Origin of the sequence: Ramlibacter pinisoli, assembly GCF_009758015.1 — a bacterium.
In the GTDB taxonomy this organism is placed as follows: Bacteria; Pseudomonadota; Gammaproteobacteria; order Burkholderiales; family Burkholderiaceae_C; genus Ramlibacter; species Ramlibacter pinisoli.
In genome coordinates, this window is the sequence record NZ_WSEL01000006.1 from 149,073 (window position 1) to 164,939 (window position 15,867).

General features: G+C 69.8%; 17 protein-coding genes. 8 read left to right on the top strand and 9 right to left on the bottom strand.

Translation table 11 applies throughout. The annotated features are described in order from the left end of the window. Positions 1-115: 115 nt before the first annotated feature. The 4 genes from GON04_RS13835 (at position 116) to mrdA (ending at position 4,980) form a co-directional block, all read left to right on the top strand. Positions 116-1,159 (top strand): rod shape-determining protein, encoded by a 1,044-nt coding sequence (locus GON04_RS13835; RefSeq protein WP_157398661.1) that lies wholly within the window; start codon positions 116-118, stop codon positions 1,157-1,159. A 139-nt stretch (positions 1,160-1,298) separates the two neighbouring features. After that, positions 1,299-2,234: a rod shape-determining protein MreC gene (gene mreC, locus GON04_RS13840; RefSeq protein ID WP_157398662.1), complete on the top strand. Its 936-nt coding sequence runs from the start codon at positions 1,299-1,301 to the stop codon at positions 2,232-2,234. A 49-nt stretch (positions 2,235-2,283) separates the two neighbouring features. Continuing rightward, complete coding sequence (mreD, locus tag GON04_RS13845; RefSeq protein ID WP_157398663.1) at positions 2,284-2,802, top strand: rod shape-determining protein MreD; 519 nt, start codon at positions 2,284-2,286, stop codon at positions 2,800-2,802. Between the two features lie 84 nt (positions 2,803-2,886). Beyond that, positions 2,887-4,980, top strand: coding sequence for a penicillin-binding protein 2 (mrdA, locus tag GON04_RS13850; protein ID WP_157398664.1), 2,094 nt, complete (start codon positions 2,887-2,889; stop codon positions 4,978-4,980). A gap of 21 nt (positions 4,981-5,001) precedes the next feature. Here mrdA and GON04_RS13855 read toward each other — a convergent pair whose 3' ends face one another. The 3 genes from GON04_RS13855 to GON04_RS13865 are packed head-to-tail and all read right to left on the bottom strand — an operon-like array spanning position 5,002 to position 7,260. Further along, complete coding sequence (locus tag GON04_RS13855; RefSeq protein WP_157398665.1) at positions 5,002-6,042, bottom strand: YheT family hydrolase; 1,041 nt, start codon at positions 6,040-6,042, stop codon at positions 5,002-5,004. After that, entirely contained in the window at positions 6,042-6,491 is a 450-nt protein-coding gene (locus GON04_RS13860; RefSeq protein ID WP_157398666.1) for a YybH family protein, read from the bottom strand. The genes GON04_RS13855 and GON04_RS13860 overlap by 1 nt, the downstream gene beginning before the upstream one ends. Before the next feature lie 10 nt (positions 6,492-6,501). Then, on the bottom strand, positions 6,502-7,260 hold the full coding sequence (locus GON04_RS13865) for a hypothetical protein (protein ID WP_157398667.1): 759 nt from the start codon (positions 7,258-7,260) through the stop codon (positions 6,502-6,504). Between the two features lie 43 nt (positions 7,261-7,303). On the opposite strand from GON04_RS13865, the gene GON04_RS13870 reads away from it, so the two are divergent. The 4 genes from GON04_RS13870 (at position 7,304) to GON04_RS13885 (ending at position 9,565) form a co-directional block, all read left to right on the top strand. Next, positions 7,304-7,897, top strand: coding sequence for a LemA family protein (locus GON04_RS13870; protein ID WP_157398668.1), 594 nt, complete (start codon positions 7,304-7,306; stop codon positions 7,895-7,897). A gap of 12 nt (positions 7,898-7,909) precedes the next feature. Next, positions 7,910-8,818: a TPM domain-containing protein gene (locus GON04_RS13875; RefSeq protein ID WP_181654067.1), complete on the top strand. Its 909-nt coding sequence runs from the start codon at positions 7,910-7,912 to the stop codon at positions 8,816-8,818. Next, the gene (locus tag GON04_RS13880; RefSeq protein ID WP_157398669.1) at positions 8,818-9,324 is read left to right on the top strand and encodes a TPM domain-containing protein; all 507 of its coding nucleotides are present in this window, start codon (positions 8,818-8,820) and stop codon (positions 9,322-9,324) included. The genes GON04_RS13875 and GON04_RS13880 overlap by 1 nt, the downstream gene beginning before the upstream one ends. 76 nt (positions 9,325-9,400) lie before the next feature. Next, positions 9,401-9,565, top strand: coding sequence for a hypothetical protein (locus GON04_RS13885; protein WP_157398670.1), 165 nt, complete (start codon positions 9,401-9,403; stop codon positions 9,563-9,565). Between the two features lie 70 nt (positions 9,566-9,635). Here GON04_RS13885 and GON04_RS13890 read toward each other — a convergent pair whose 3' ends face one another. The 6 genes from GON04_RS13890 to GON04_RS13915 form a co-directional block, all read right to left on the bottom strand. Next, entirely contained in the window at positions 9,636-10,739 is a 1,104-nt protein-coding gene (locus tag GON04_RS13890; protein WP_157398671.1) for an ABC transporter substrate-binding protein, read from the bottom strand. Between the two features lie 219 nt (positions 10,740-10,958). After that, positions 10,959-11,387, bottom strand: a complete 429-nt coding sequence (locus GON04_RS13895) for a F0F1 ATP synthase subunit epsilon (protein ID WP_157398672.1) — start codon at positions 11,385-11,387, stop codon at positions 10,959-10,961. Between the two features lie 4 nt (positions 11,388-11,391). Beyond that, positions 11,392-12,804: a F0F1 ATP synthase subunit beta gene (atpD, locus tag GON04_RS13900; RefSeq protein ID WP_157398673.1), complete on the bottom strand. Its 1,413-nt coding sequence runs from the start codon at positions 12,802-12,804 to the stop codon at positions 11,392-11,394. 32 nt (positions 12,805-12,836) lie between these two features. Beyond that, on the bottom strand, positions 12,837-13,715 hold the full coding sequence (gene atpG / locus GON04_RS13905) for a F0F1 ATP synthase subunit gamma (RefSeq protein WP_157398674.1): 879 nt from the start codon (positions 13,713-13,715) through the stop codon (positions 12,837-12,839). A 26-nt stretch (positions 13,716-13,741) separates the two neighbouring features. Beyond that, on the bottom strand, positions 13,742-15,295 hold the full coding sequence (gene atpA / locus GON04_RS13910; protein ID WP_157398675.1) for a F0F1 ATP synthase subunit alpha: 1,554 nt from the start codon (positions 15,293-15,295) through the stop codon (positions 13,742-13,744). 34 nt (positions 15,296-15,329) lie between these two features. Continuing rightward, complete coding sequence (locus tag GON04_RS13915) at positions 15,330-15,860, bottom strand: F0F1 ATP synthase subunit delta (protein WP_157398676.1); 531 nt, start codon at positions 15,858-15,860, stop codon at positions 15,330-15,332. Positions 15,861-15,867: the final 7 nt, after the last annotated feature.

Consider the following 15,867-nt stretch of genomic DNA (forward strand, 5'->3'; position numbering starts at 1 on the left):
AAGCGCGGCAGGACGTGCTGTCGCGTTGGCAGTTATTCACAGGGGATCAGGTATTATCCCGCCTTTGGTGACGGCCCTTCGGGGCCGCTTTCGCAGAAGAAGAGGAATCCCCCCCATGTTCGGAGCGTTCCGTCGGTACCTGTCAACCGACCTGGCCATTGACCTGGGCACCGCCAACACGCTGATCTTCGTCCGGGACAAGGGGATCGTTCTCGACGAGCCGTCGGTCGTCGCCATCCGCCACGAAGGGGGCCCGCAGGGCAAGAAGACCATCCAGGCGGTGGGCCACGAGGCCAAGGCGATGCTGGGCAAGGTGCCGGGCAACATCGAGGCCATCCGGCCGATGAAGGACGGCGTCATCGCCGACTTCACCGTCACGGAGCAGATGCTCAAGCAGTTCATCAAGATGGTGCACCCGCGCGGCGTGTTCAAGCCCAGCCCGCGCATCATCATCTGCGTGCCCTGCGGCTCCACCCAGGTCGAGCGGCGCGCCATCCGGGAGTCGGCGCTGGGCGCCGGCGCCAGCGAGGTCTACCTGATCGAGGAACCGATGGCGGCCGCCATCGGCGCCGGCCTGCCGGTGAGCGAGGCCTCCGGCTCCATGGTGGTCGACATCGGCGGCGGCACCACCGAGGTGGGCGTCATCTCGCTGGGCGGCATGGTCTACAAGGGCAGCGTGCGGGTGGGCGGCGACCGCTTCGACGACGCCATCATTGCCTACATCCGCCGCAACTACGGCATGCTGATCGGCGAGCCCACCGCCGAGGCGATCAAGAAGAACATCGGCTCCGCCTTCCCGGGCAGCGAGGTCAAGGAGATCGAGGTCAAGGGCCGCAACCTCTCCGAAGGCGTGCCGCGCTCGTTCACCATCTCCTCCAACGAGATCCTGGAGGCGCTCACCGACCCGCTGAACAACATCGTCTCGGCGGTGAAGAACGCACTGGAGAGCACGCCGCCCGAGCTGGGCGCCGACATCGCCGAGCGCGGCATGATGCTCACCGGCGGCGGCGCCCTGCTGCGCGACCTCGACCGCCTGCTGGCCGAGGAGACCGGCCTGCCGGTGCTGGTGGCCGAGGACCCGCTCACCTGCGTGGTGCGCGGCTGCGGCATCGCGCTGGAACGCATGGAACGCCTGGGCTCGATCTTCACGTCCGAATGACGGCCGTCGCCGCCGCGCGGGCTGACCGGGCGGCGGTGCGGCACAGCTGACCGGCGCCGCGCGCCATGAACCCCCTCCAGCTTCCTGTCCCCGAGCCGCGTTCCGGCGCCGCCATCCCGGCGCAGCAAGGTTGCCCGCCATGCCCTTAGGCACGCTCGACCGCACGCCGCCGCCGTTCTTCAAGCAGGGGCCCTCGGCGCTGTCCAAGCTGATGGTGTTCAGCGCCCTGGCGCTGTTCCTGATGGTGGCCGACACCCGCTTCCACATCACGCAGCCGCTGCGCGCGGCGGTGGCCACCGTGCTCTACCCGGTGCAATGGGTCGCGCTGCAGCCCATCCTGGCCCTGCGCCAGGGCGCCGAGTACTTCGAGTCTCTCGGCCGGGCGCAGGCGGTGGAGGCCGAGGCGCGCGTCAAGCTCGCCCAGCAGTCGCAGCGGGCCAACCAGGTCGAGCAGCTGACGCTGGAGAACGCCCGGCTGCGCAAGCTGCTCGAGCTGCGCGAGCGCCTGGCCACCACGGCGCAGGCGGCCGAGGTGCTGTACGACGCCGCCGATCCCTACACCCGCAAGGTGGTCATCGACAAGGGCCTGGCGCAGGGCATCACCGAGGGCTCGCCGGTCATCGACGAATCGGGCGTGCTGGGCCAGGTCACGCGCGCCCACCCGCTCATGAGCGAGGTCACCCTGATCACCGACCGCGACCAGGCCATCCCGGTGCTGAACACCCGCACCGGGTCGCGCAGCGTGGCCTATGGCGATCCGACCGGCGCCCACGCCGGTGCGCTCGAACTGCGCTTCATGGCCGGCAATGCCGACGTGCAGCCGGGCGACCTGCTCACCACCAGCGGGGTCGACGGCGTCTACCCGGCCGGCCTGCCGGTGGCCAAGGTCGACAAGGTCGAGCGGCGTGCCGACTCGGCCTTCGCCCGCATCTACTGCGTGCCGCAGGCGCTGGTGGACGGCGCCCGCCATGTCATGGTGCTCAAGCCGGTGGCGGCGCAGATCCCGCCGCGGCCACCGATCGACGCGCCGCCGCCGGTCAAGGTGCCCAGGAAGGGCCCGGGAGGCGGGGCATGAGCAGCGACCGTCCGTTGCGTCACGCGCACGCCGGCAGGGAGGCACGGCCATGATCATGCGTCCCGGCCAGCAGCTGCTGCTGCCGGCCAACCCGCTCTTCATCTGGTCCAGCCTGCTGGTGGCGCTGGTGCTGAACGTGCTGCCGCTCGGCCGGGTGGCCTGGATGCCGGACCTGCTGGCGCTGACGCTGGTGTTCTGGGCCGTGCACCAGCCGCTGCGCATCGGCGTGGGCGCCGCATTCCTGTTCGGCATCGTCATGGACGTGCAGCAGGCCTCGCTGCTCGGCCAGCACGCCCTGGCCTACACGGCGCTCAGCTTCGGGGCCATCGCCATCCACCGCCGCCTGCTGTGGTTCACGGTCCCCTCGCAGGCGGTCCAGGTGCTGCCGCTGTTCGCCGCCGCCCATGCCATCGAGCTGGTGGTGCGCCTGGTCGCCGGCGGCGCGTTCCCGGGTGTCTCGTTCCTGCTCGCGCCCGTGATCGAAGCCCTCCTGTGGCCGGTGGTGAGCGTGCTGCTGCTGGCGCCCCAGCGCCGCGCGCCCGATCCGGACGAAAATCGGCCCCTCTGAGGTCGCACGTCCCGCGCCGGACGGTGGGCGTGGACAGGACCCGGATGCCGTCGACCACGCCGCCCACCGCACGCTGACCGCCCCATGACCGAACTGCGCAACGTCGAAGCCGATCTCTCGCGCTTTCGCACGCGGGTGCTGGCCGCCAGCCTGGTCGTGCTGGTGTGCTTCCTGCTGCTGGCCATGCGGCTGGTCTACCTGCAGGTGTACCGCCACGAGGACCTGAGCGAGCAGGCCGAGAACAACCGCACGGCGATCGTGCCCATCGTGCCCAACCGCGGGCTGATCCTGGACCGCAACGGCATCGTGCTGGCCACCAACTACTCGGCCTACACGCTGGAGATCACGCCCTCGCGGCTGACCGACACGCTGGAGCGCACGATCGAGGACCTGGGCCAGGTGATCGACATCACGGCGCGCGACAAGCGGCGCTTCCGCAAGCTGCTGGAGGAGTCCAAGGGCTTCGAGTCACTGCCCATCCGCACCAAGCTCACCGACGAGGAAGTGGCGAAGTTCGCCGCCCAGCGCTACCGCTATCCCGGCGTCGAGATCAAGGCCCGCCTGTTCCGCAACTATCCCTGGGGCGAGCTGGCCAGCCACGTGATCGGCTACATCGGCCGCATCAACCAGGCCGAGAAGAAGACGATGGAGGACTGGGACGACGAGGACCAAGCCAACTACCGCGGCACCGAATACATCGGCAAGCTGGGCGTGGAACACAGCTTCGAGCGCCAGCTGCACGGCCTGACCGGCGTCGAGCAGGTCGAGACCTCGGCCGGCGGGCGCGCCGTGCGCAAGCTGGCCAGCAGCCCCGCCACGCCCGGCAACACCGTCAAGCTGGGCCTGGACATCCGGCTGCAGAAGCTGGTGGAGGACCTGTACGGCAACCGGCGCGGCGCCCTGGTGGCGCTGGACCCGCGCACCGGCGAGATCCTGGCCTTCGTCTCCAAGCCCACCTTCGACCCCAACCTGTTCGTCGACGGCATCGACGTCGAGAACTGGCAGGCCCTGAACGAGTCGATCGACAAGCCGCTGCTCAACCGCGCGCTGCGCGGCACCTACCCGCCCGGCTCGACCTTCAAGCCCTTCATGGCGCTGGCCGCGCTGGAGACCGGCAAGCGCACCCCCAGCCAGGCCATCTCGGACCCGGGCTACTTCTGGTTCGGCAACCACAAGTTCCGCGACGACAAGGAAGGCGGGCACGGCATGGTCGACATGTACCGCTCGATCGTGCAGTCGTGCGACACCTACTACTACATGCTCGCCAACGACATGGGCGTGGACCTCATGCACGAGCAGATGTCGCACTTCGGCTTCGGTGAGATCACCGGCATCGACATCGCCGGCGAGTCGCGCGGGCTGCTGCCGTCCACCGAGTGGAAGCGCCGCGCCTACCGCAAGCCCGAACAGCAGAAGTGGTACGCCGGCGAGACCATCTCGCTGGGCATCGGGCAGGGCTACAACAACTTCACCATCCTGCAGATCGCCACCGCCACGGCCACGGTGGCCAACAACGGCGCTCGCATGAAGCCGCACCTGGTCAGCGAGGTGGTCGACCTCAGCACCCGGCAGTCGCAGAAGATCGCGCCCGAGCAGGTCGGCCAGCTCACGGCGCGGCCGGAGAACCTGGCCGTCATCCGCAAGGCCCTGGTGGGCGTGAACATCGAGGGGACCTCGGCGGCGGCGTTCCGCGGCGCCGCCTACACCAGCGGCGGCAAGACCGGCACGGCCCAGGTCATCACGATCGCGCAGAACCAGAAGTACAACGCCTCGCAGATGGACGAGCGCCACCGCGACCACGCCCTGTACATGGCCTATGCGCCGGCCGAGGAGCCGAAGATCGCGCTGGCCATGGTGGTCGAGAACGTCGGCTTCGGCGGCGCCAACGCGGCGCCGATCGCGCGCCGCGTGTTCGACTACTGGCTGCAGGGCCTGTACCCGAGCGAGGAAGACATGGCGGCGGTGCAGAAGGGCCAGGCCACCACGCCGGTCGGCAAGCCGCGCAACGCCGCCGACATCGCCTGGCCGGGCGCCCAGGCCGCCACGGCCAGCGGCCCGGTGGCGGCCGCTTCGGTGCCTGCCGGCCCCGCCAGTGCGCCGTCCGCACCTGCTGCCACCGCGGCCGCAGCCGTCGCCCTGCCGGCCGCCAGCGCGGTGCCGGTGCGCGCCCGCCGCTAGCGCTGCTGCCGCCGCCGCGCCTCAGGGCGAAGCGGCCGCCGGGCGCCCCAGGCTGCGCAGCAGCCACGCCGTCACCGCGCGCGGCATCCACTGCACGTGCGAGGGCCAGGGTCCGGCCGGGAAGCCGACATGGCCGCCCTGCGCCGGCCGCCACTGCGTGACCCAGGCACCGTGCGCGTGCAGCGGCGGCAGGCTGGCGGCCGGCACGAACGGATCGTTGGCCGCGTTGAGCAGCAGCGCCGGGATGCGGATGCCCGGCAGGTACGGCTTGGCCGAGGCCCGGGCGTAGTAGTCGTCGGCGTCGCGGAAGCCGTGCAGCGGCGCGGTGAACACGTTGTCGAAGGCGTACAGGTCACGCGCGGCGCGCAGGGCCTGCGCATCGAACAGGCCGGGGTGCTGGCCGAGCTTGCGCAGCGCCTTGGGGCGCATGGTGCGCAGGAACATGCTGGTGTAGACGAGGCGGTTGAAGCCGCGCCCGATCGCCACCGCGCCGGCCGCCAGGTCGAGCGGCGAGCACACCGCCGCCACCGCGCCGGCCAGCCGCACCGCCTGCTCGCCGGCCTCGCCGGCCCAGCGCATCAGCGCATTGCCGCCCAGCGAGACACCCACGGCCAGCAGCGGCCCGGCGTGCCGGCCGCGCAGGCGCTCCAGCACCCAGTGGATCTCCTCGTGGTCGCCCGAGTGGTAGGCCCGCGGCCCCATGTTGATCTCGCCGCTGCAGCCGCGGAAGTGCGGCACCACGAACGCCAGCCCGTGCGCCCGCGCCACGTCGGCGAAAGCCTCGGCGTAGTGGCTGCGCGAGGAGCCCTCCAGGCCGTGGAACAGCACCAGCAGCGGCGCGCCGGCGGCCGGCGCGGCGTCGTCCAGCCAGTCGAGGTCGATGAAGTCGCCGTCCGGCGTGGTCCAGCGCTCGCGCCGGTAGCGCGGTGCGCCGGCGAGGGTGCGGCGGCCGAACAGCGCCGGCCAGATGGTCTGCAGGTTGCCGCCCGGCAGCCAGCGGGGCGCCGCGTAGTCGCCAACGTCGGTCCCGGCCGCCGCCGCTGCACGCGCCGCGGCGTCCATCAGTGCAGCACCGACGGCGTGCCGGAGACCTCCTGGATCTCGCTCGGCGTGCCGGGACTCGCGTGGTGCGCGACCAGGCGCCAGCCCTGCGCGGTCTTGTGCCAGATGTTGGTGGCGATTACCCAGGCGTGGCGCGGGCCCTGCGGCGTGAGCACCTCCACCTTCTCCAGCAGGTTGTGCACGCAGCTGGCCAGCGACTCGATCTTGCGCACCCGCTCGGGCCAGGCGCGGATGCTGCCGTTGGCGAACATGGCCTCGAAGGTGGCGCGGATGGCGACGGCGCCGACCACGCGCGGGCCGCCCGGGTGGATGCAGACGATGTCGTCCTCGTCGGCCCAGCAGGCCATCAGCTTGTCGATGTCGGCGTTCTGCAGCGCGTCGTAGAACGCCGCCTCCACGTCGTCGGCGTTGCCTTCCAGATTGGCCGCCTGCAGTTTGGACTTGCGCATGGCCCGCAATTTAGCCGGATTCGGCGCCCAGCCACTCGTGCACGGCGCGCTGCACGTCGCCCTGGGCCGCGTGCCACACCAGCTCGGACGACGCGATGTGGATGCCGGGCGGCGACGCCTGCAGCGCGGCCGACACGAACTCGGCCACCTTGGGCGAGCGCACCGGCTGCTCGCTGCTGGGCACCATGTAGCCGAACACGGACAACATGAAGCGGGCCAGCCGCGGCAGCAGCGCGCCTCCGCCGGCCGGCGCCGGCTTCTGCGCCGAGCGGACGATCAGCAGGCGGTCGAAGCCCAGCGTGGCGACGGCGTGTTCGTCCAGGCTGGCCAGCCCGCGCTTGAGGGCCTCGGGCAGGCGCGCCTGGGCGTGCGGCAGCACCACCGCCAGCGTGCCGACGCCGCTGCGGCGCATCCACTGCGCCAGCGCCGGCAGCTGCTGCGGCGTGGGCGTCCACAGCGCCCGCTCGCGGTCGTGGAACAGGCGCGGCGGGTCGAACAGCACGATGCCGGTATCGGCGGCGCCCGGCGGCCAGCTGGCCGGGTCGTCGTTGGGCACCAGGGTCGTGCCGACGCCGCGCAGGCCGGCGGTGATCGGCTCGCGCGCGAGCACCTGGGTTGCGGCGTAGCGCTGCTGGCCGACCAGGCGGCGCAGCACCTCGTTGCCCAGCACGCCGGTGGCGCCCGCGATGACCAGCCGCAACCCGCGCGCAGGCGCCGGGCCGGCCCCGCGCGCAGCCGCCCGCAGGGCTTGAATCGGCGACTCGCCCATCGCATCTATGCTACCGTCGCCCACCCCTCCAAGGAGAAGCCGGATGAAACGTTGGCTCGTGGTCCTCGCTGCCGTGCTGGCCCTGTCCGGCTGTGGCTACAACGACTTCCAGCGGCTCGACGAACAGACCCGCTCCGCCTGGTCGGAAGTGCTCAACCAGTACCAGCGCCGCGCCGACCTGGTGCCCAACCTGGTGGCCACCGTGAAGGGCGAGGCCAACTTCGAGCAGGAGACGCTGACCAAGGTGGTCGAGGCGCGCGCCAAGGCCACCTCGATGCAGGTGACGCCCGAGGTGCTGAACAACCCCGAGGCGTTCCAGAAGTTCCAGCAGGCGCAGGGCGAGCTCTCCAGCGCCCTCAGCCGGCTGATGGTGGTGAGCGAGCGCTACCCCGACCTGAAGGCCAACCAGGGCTTTCGCGACCTGCGGGTGCAGCTCGAAGGCACCGAGAACCGCATCACCGTGGCGCGCAACCGCTACATCCAGGCGGTGCAGCAGTACAACGTGCTGGCGCGCAGCTTCCCGACCAACCTCACCGCCATGGCGTTCGGCTACCAGCCCAAGCCCAGCTTCACGGTGCAGAACGAGGCCCAGATCACGGCCCCGCCGCAGGTGGATTTCGGCACCCCGAAGAAGTAGGGCGGCGCCGGCGTGCAGCGCCTCCTCGCGCTCGTCCTGGCCGCCCTGTGCTGGGCCGGCCTGGCCTGCGCCCAGGACGTCCAGCCGGTGCCGGCGCTCGCCGCCCGCGTCATCGACCAGACCGGCACGCTCGACGCCATCGAGCACCAGGGCCTGGAGGACAAGCTGGCCGCCTTCGAGCGCAGCAAGGGCACCCAGATCGCCGTGCTGATGGTCGCGACCACCCAGCCCGAGGACATCGCCAGCTACGCCAACCGGGTCGCCAACGCATGGAAGATCGGTCGGCGCGAGGTCGGCGACGGCGTGCTGCTGGTGGTTGCCAAGGACGACCGCAAGGCGCGCATCGAGGTCGCCAAGACGCTGGAAGGGGCGGTGCCGGACCTGGCGGCGCGGCAGATCATCGACAGCGCGATCACGCCCCGGTTCCGGCAGAACGACTTCGCCGGCGGCCTGCGCGCGGCGATCGACCAGCTCACCGCGCGCATCAGCGGCGAGGCACTGCCGGCGCCCGCGCCGCCGCCGTCGCGCCAGGGCAGCGCCGGCTTCGACTGGGTCGACAGTGCCATCTTCCTGTTCTTCGCCGTGCCGATAGGCGGTGCCGTGCTGCGCGGCCTGCTCGGCCGCCGGCTCGGCTCGCTGGCCACCGGCGGTGCGATCGGCACGCTCGCCCTGCTGTTCACGCAGAGCCTGCTGGTCGCTGCGGTGGCGGCCCTGGTGGCCCTGCTCTTCTCGCTGTTCTCCACCGCCGGCCTGGGCGGTGCCCGCCAGCGGAGCTGGGGCGGAGGGCCCTGGATCGGTGGCGGCGGGTTCGGCGGCGGCGGTGGTGGGGGCTGGAGCGGCGGCGGTGGCGGCGGTGGCGGAGGCTTCAGTTCCGGCGGCGGCGGCGACTTCGGTGGCGGCGGCGCCTCGGGGGACTGGTGATGCTGGCCCGCCTCGCCCGCCTGCTGCGCCACCGCTGGCACGACGACGACGCCCGCCGGGCACTGCCGCCCGAGCTGGTGGAACGGCTGACCCGCCGGGTGGGCGCGAGCGAGCAGCGCCACACCGGCGAGGTGCGCATCTGCATCGAGGCCGCGCTGCCCCTGAGCTATCTGTGGCGCGATGCCACGGCGCGCGAGCGGGCCGTGGTCCTGTTCGGCAAGCTGCGGGTGTGGGACACCGAGCAGAACAACGGCGTGCTGATCTACCTGCTGCTGGTCGAGCATGCGATCGAGATCGTGGCCGACCGCGGCCTGGCGCAGCGGGTAGATCCCGGCGAGTGGCAGCGCATCGTGCAGCGCATGGGCAGCGCGTTCCGCGAGCAGCGCTTCGAGGAAGGCCTGACGCAGGCGCTGGCGGAGGTCTCGGCGCTGCTGGTGGAACATTTCCCGGCGGCCCCTGGCGCGGCCAACCCCAACGAGCTGCCGGACGAGCCGGTGCTCGGCTGAGCCAGCCGGATCAACCGCTTACCCACACCGGCGCCGGACGGGCTATCCTGCGGGTTCCAATCCACGGCGCATCAACATGGACTTCGGAGACGACCTCCTCGCCCTCGTGGCTGCCAGCCTGTCGTTGGCCGTCTGCCTGGCGGCCTGGGCCCGCCGCGGCGTGGCCCCGCGCCGGCAGCTGCGCAAGATGATGGGCATGGGCGCCCTGCTCGGCGCCGCGGCGCTGCTGCTGGTCGACTGACGGCCACGCGGCCACCAGCCCCCAAACAGAAAAGGCGCCCCGCGGGCGCCTTCGATCCGGACTGCCTGCGTCAGTCGCGCACTTCGCCGTTGGGCCGCAGCAGCGCCATGCCGACGTAGCTGCCGCCATGGTGGAAGTCGGGCTTGAAGTGCACGACATAGCCGCCGGCGTCGTAGCGGCCCAGGGCCGCCAGGCTCTTGTGCAGCGAGGCGCGCGACACCTCCTTGCCGGAGCGGCGCATGCCTTCGACCAGCACCTTGGCCGCGATGCACGATTCGAGCGAGGTGACCGACATCGCGTCCTTCATGCCGGCGGCGGTCCAGGCCTCGTTGCACTCGCGCACCACCGGCACCGCGTTGGCCCGCGGCGTCGGCACGGTGATGGAGACCGACACGCCGGTGGCGTCGGGGCCGAGCGCCTTGGCCAGCTGGCTGGCGCCGGCGAACGACAGGCTGGTCACCATGGCGCCGCCCTTGCCGGCAGCCTTGATCTTCTTGATCAACTGGGCGGCGGGTGCGTACAGCGTGGTGACCACCAGCACGTTCGGCTCCGACGCGATGGTGTCCTTGACGTTCTGGTCGGTGATGTCGGCGTTGCGCTTGATGGACACCGACACCGGCGTGCGGTTGAACTTCTTGAGGACGTTGGCCACGGTCTCGAAGTTCTGCTTGCCGACCGCATCGTCGTAGTGCAGCACCGTGACCCGGGTGCTGCCCAGGCTGCCCCAGAAGTTGATGATCTTCTCGATCTCGTCACCGTAGGTGGCACGCACGGTGTAGACGTACTCGTTCTGCTTGCGGATGGTGTCGGCGCCGGTGAACGGCGCGAAGAACGGCACCCGCTTGTCGCTGACCGTGGGCATGGCGGGGATGCTCAGGGTCGACGAGGCGTAGCCGAACAGGGCCACCGCGCCTTCGTCCTCGACCAACTTGTGCGTGTTCTCGCCGGCCAGCTTGGTGTCGTTCTTGTCGTCCAGCGTCACCAGCTTGAGTTTGCCGCCGCCGATGCCGCCGGCGTCGTTGACCTTCTTGAAGTAGGCCAGCGCCCCGTTGCGGATGTCGTTACCGAGTTCGGCATTGCCGCCGGTCAGCGGTGCCGATTGGCCGACCACGATGTCGGCGGCGAAGGCCGCGGGCGTGGCCGCCAGGAGGAATGTGCAGAACAGCTTGCGCATGGGGATCCTCAACAATGCCGGACAGTCTATTGGCTTCAGGTTCCTGTTACCACTGGTTGCGACACGGGAACGACTCCCCGGCGCAACACAGCGGCCGCAACCGAGGGAAAGCCCTGACGAAAAAGAAAAGCCCCGGTCGGAGACCGGGGCTTGAGTGCGCTGGTTTTTCTTAGCGCTTGTTCGGTTGGCTGCGCGGGCGGGCCCGCGCAGCGGGATCCTTTACCGCTTCTGGCGGTACTTCTGCAGGGCGGCGATCTGGGCCGCCATGATGGCCAGTTCGGACTGCGCCTTGGCGATGTCGACCTCGCTGCGGGCGTTGCGCAGCGCCTCCTCGGCGGCGCGCTTGGCCTCGCCGGCCTTCTGCTCGTCGAGGTCCTTGCCGCGGATGGCGGTGTCGGACAGCACCGTGACGCGGTTCGGCTGCACCTCCAGGATGCCACCGGCCACGAACACGAACTCCTCGCCGCCGTCGGCCTTCTCGATGCGCACCGAGCCGGGCCGCACGCGCGTGATGAGCGGCGTGTGGCGCGGGTAGATGCCGAGCTCGCCGGCCTCGCCGGGCAGGGCGACGAAACGCGCCTCGCCCGAGAAGATCGACTCCTCGGCGCTCACCACGTCGACGTGGATGGTGTGCGTGGGATCTGCCATGACGTCAGGCCGCGGCCAGCTTCTTGGCCTTCTCGAAGGCTTCGTCGATGGTGCCGACCATGTAGAACGCCTGCTCGGGCAGGTGGTCGCACTCGCCGGCCACGATCATCTTGAAGCCGCGGATGGTCTCGGCCAGCGGCACGTACTTGCCGGGCGAGCCGGTGAACACCTCGGCTACGTGGAACGGCTGCGACAGGAAGCGCTGGATCTTGCGGGCGCGGGCCACCGAGAGCTTGTCTTCCGGCGACAGTTCGTCCATGCCCAGGATGGCGATGATGTCGCGCAGTTCCTTGTAGCGCTGCAGCGTGGCCTGCACCGCGCGGGTGGTGGTGTAGTGGTCTTCGCCGACCACGTTGGGGTCGACCTGGCGGCTATTGGAGTCCAGCGGGTCCACGGCCGGGTAGATGCCCAGCGAGGCGATATCGCGCGACAGCACCACGGTGGCGTCCAGGTGGGCGAAGGTGGTGGCGGGCGACGGGTCGGTCAGGTCGTCGGCCGGCACGTAGACAGCCTGGATCGAGGTGATCGAGCCGACCTTGGTGGAGGTGATGCGCTCCTGCAGGCGACCCATTTCCTCGGCCAGCGTCGGCTGGTAGCCCACGGCGGACGGCATCCGGCCCAGCAGCGCGGACACCTCGGTGCCGGCCAGCGTGTAGCGGTAGATGTTGTCGACGAAGAACAGGACGTCGCGGCCTTCGTCGCGGAACGACTCGGCGATGGTCAGGCCGGTCAGCGCCACGCGCAGGCGGTTGCCCGGGGGCTCGTTCATCTGGCCGTACACCATGGCCACTTTCGACTCGGCCAGGTTGTCCAGCTTCACGACGCCCGAGTCGGCCATCTCGTGATAGAAGTCGTTGCCCTCGCGGGTGCGCTCACCCACGCCGGCGAACACCGACAGGCCCGAGTGCGCCTTGGCGATGTTGTTGATCAACTCCATCATGTTGACGGTCTTGCCGACGCCGGCGCCACCGAACAGGCCCACCTTGCCGCCCTTGGCGAACGGGCAGATCAGGTCGATCACCTTGATGCCGGTCTCCAGCAGCTCCTGCGAGGGCGACAGCTCGTCGTATGCGGGGGCCTTGCGGTGGATCGAGGCGGTCAGCGACTGGTCGACCGGGCCGCGCTCGTCGATCGGGTTGCCCAGCACGTCCATGATGCGGCCCAGGGTGGCCTTGCCGACCGGCACCGTGATGGGCGCGGCCGTGTTGTAGACCATGGAGCCGCGGCGCAGGCCGTCCGACGAACCCAGCGCAATGGTGCGCACCACGCCGTCGCCCAGCTGCTGCTGCACTTCCAGCGTGAGGGCGGTGCCTTCCATCTTCAGCGCGTCATACACGCGCGGCATGTGGTCGCGCGGGAACTCGACGTCGACCACGGCGCCGATGCACTGGACGATCTTTCCTTGGATCTGAGCCATTGATTGCTCCAAATATTTAAATGGGTGCGGCCTCAGACGGCCGCGGCACCCGACACGATCTCCGAAAGCTCTTTCGTGATCGCGGCCTGGCGCGTCTTGTTGTAGACCAGCTTCAGTTCACCGATCAGGTTGCCGGCGTTGTCGGTGGCGGCCTTCATGGCCACCATGCGCGCCGACTGCTCGGACGCCATGTTCTCGGCCACGGACTGGTACACCAGCGCCTCGACGTAGCGCAGCAGCAGGTCGTCGATGACGGTGCGCGCGTCCGGCTCGTAGATGTAGTCCCAGCCATGCTCGCCACCGGCGGCCTTGGACTCGGCTTCCATCTTCGCGGCCGACAGCGGCAGCAGCTGCTCGACCACCGGCTCCTGCTTCATCGTATTGATGAACTTGGTGTAGCACAGGTAGACGGCGTTGAGCTTGCCCTCGGCGTACTGGTCGAGCAGCACCTTGACGGGGCCGATCAGCCGCTCGAGGTGCGGCGTGTCGCCCAGCTGGGTGGCGTGCGAGACCACCTTGGCGCCGATGCGGTTCAGGAAGCCCAGGCCCTTGTTGCCGATGGCCACCGTCTGGGCGCTGACGCCCTTGTCCTGCAACTCGCGCAGCTTGCCGGTGACGGCACGCAGCACGTTGGTGTTCAGGCCGCCGCACAGGCCCTTGTCGGTGGACACCACGATGAAGCCCGCCGCCTTGACGTCGTGCAGCTTCATGAAGGCGTGGGTGTACTCCGGGTTGGCCTTGCCGAGATTGGCGGCGATGTTGCGCACCTTCTCGCTGTAGGGCCGGGCGGAGCGCATCCGCTCCTGCGCCTTGCGCATCTTGGAGGCGGCGACCATTTCCATGGCCTTGGTGATCTTCTTGGTGTTCTCCACCGATTTGATCTTGCCGCGAATTTCCTTGCCTGCAGCCATTGCCGATTTCCTTGGTTGCTGGCGTCTTAGGCGAAGGTCTTCTTGAACGCTTCGATCGCGGACACCAGTTCGGCCTCGGAATCCTTGTCCAGGGCCTTGTTCGCTTCCAGCTTGGCGACCAGCGCCGCGTGCTTTTCCTTCAGCCAGCCATGCAGGCCGGACTCGAAGGACAGCACCTTCTTGACGTCGAGGTCGTCGAAGTAGCCCTTGTTCACCGCGAACAGCGAGGCGGCCATCATGGAGATGGACAGCGGGCTGTACTGCGGCTGCTTGAGCAGCTCGGTCACGCGGGCGCCGCGGTCCAGCTGCTTGCGGGTGGCGGCGTCGAGGTCGGAGGCGAACTGCGCGAAGGCAGCCAGCTCCCGGTACTGCGCCAGGTCGGTGCGGATGCCGCCCGACAGGCCCTTGATCAGCTTGGTCTGGGCGGCGCCGCCGACGCGCGACACCGAGATGCCAGCGTTGATGGCGGGACGCACGCCGGCGTTGAACAGCGAGGTCTCCAGGAAGATCTGGCCGTCGGTGATCGAGATCACGTTGGTCGGCACGAACGCGGACACGTCTCCGGCCTGCGTCTCGATGATCGGCAGAGCGGTGAGCGAGCCGGTCTTGCCCTTGACTTCACCCTTGGTGAAGGCTTCCACGTAGTCGGCGTTCACGCGCGCGGCGCGCTCGAGCAGGCGGCTGTGGAGGTAGAACACGTCGCCGGGATAGGCTTCGCGGCCCGGCGGGCGGCGCAGCAGCAGCGAGACCTGGCGGTAGGCGACGGCCTGCTTGGACAGGTCGTCATAGATGATCAGCGCGTCCTGGCCGCGGTCGCGGAAGTACTCGCCCATCGTGCAGCCGGAGTACGCCGAGACGTACTGCATGGCGGCCGACTCGGAGGCCGAGGCGGCGACGACGATGGTGTATTCCATCGCGCCGTTCTGCTCCAGCGCGCGCACGATGTTCTTGATCGTGGACGCCTTCTGCCCGATGGCGACGTACACGCAGGTCATGTTCTGACCCTTCTGGTTGATGATCGTGTCGACCGCGACGGCGGACTTGCCGGTCTGGCGGTCGCCGATGATCAGCTCGCGCTGGCCACGGCCGATCGGCACCATGGAGTCGATGGCCTTCAGGCCGGTCTGCACCGGCTGGTCGACCGACTTGCGCGCGATCACGCCCGGCGCGACCTTCTCGATCACGTCCGTCATCTTGGCGTTGACCGGGCCCTTGCCGTCGATCGGCTGGCCGAGCGCGTTGACCACGCGACCGACCAGCTCGGGGCCGACCGGCACTTCGAGAATGCGGCCCGTGCACTTGACGGTGTCGCCCTCGGAGATGTGCTCGTACTCGCCCAGGATCACCGAGCCGACCGAGTCGCGCTCGAGGTTCAGGGCCAGGCCGTAGGTGGGCGTGCCGTCTGCGGTGGGCGGGAACTCCAGCATTTCGCCGGCCATCGCATCGGACAGGCCGTGAATGCGGACGATGCCGTCGGTGACCGAGATCACGGTGCCCTGGTTGCGGATGTCGGCGCTGGCAGCCAGGCCTTCGATCCGGCTCTTGATCAGTTCGGAGATTTCTGCGGGATTGAGCTGCATGACTCGTTCCTTGTGTGCTTGGGGGCGAAACGGCTTACGCCGTCAGCGCGACTTTCATTTGTTCGAGACGGGCCTTGACCGAGGTGTCGAGCACCTCGTCGCCGACCACCACGCGGATCCCACCGATCAGGGAGGCATCCTCCTGCACGGTGACGTTGAGCCTGCGGCCGAACCGCTTCTCCAGCGCCTGCGCCACCTCGCCCAGCTGCGCGGCCGGGATCGGGAAGGCGCTGTAGACCACCGCGTCGGAGGCGCCGCCCAGGGCGTTCTTCATCGCGCGGAACTGGGCCGCCGCCTCGGGGAGCGCGGCCAGGCGGCCGTTCTCGATCACCGTGCGCAGGAAGTTCTGCGCCACCGGCGGCAGCGGCTCGCGCACGATGCCGACGATCAGGTCGTAGACCTCGCGGTCGGTGACCCTGGGGTTGCCGGCGTACTGCAGCAGCCGCACGTTGCCGGCGACGGACGCCAGCGCGTCCAGCCACTGCGAGGCGCCGTTCAGGTCGCTGCGGGACGACTGGAACAGTGCCTCCGCGTACGGACGGGCGATGGTGGCGAGTTCGGCCATTCGCGAT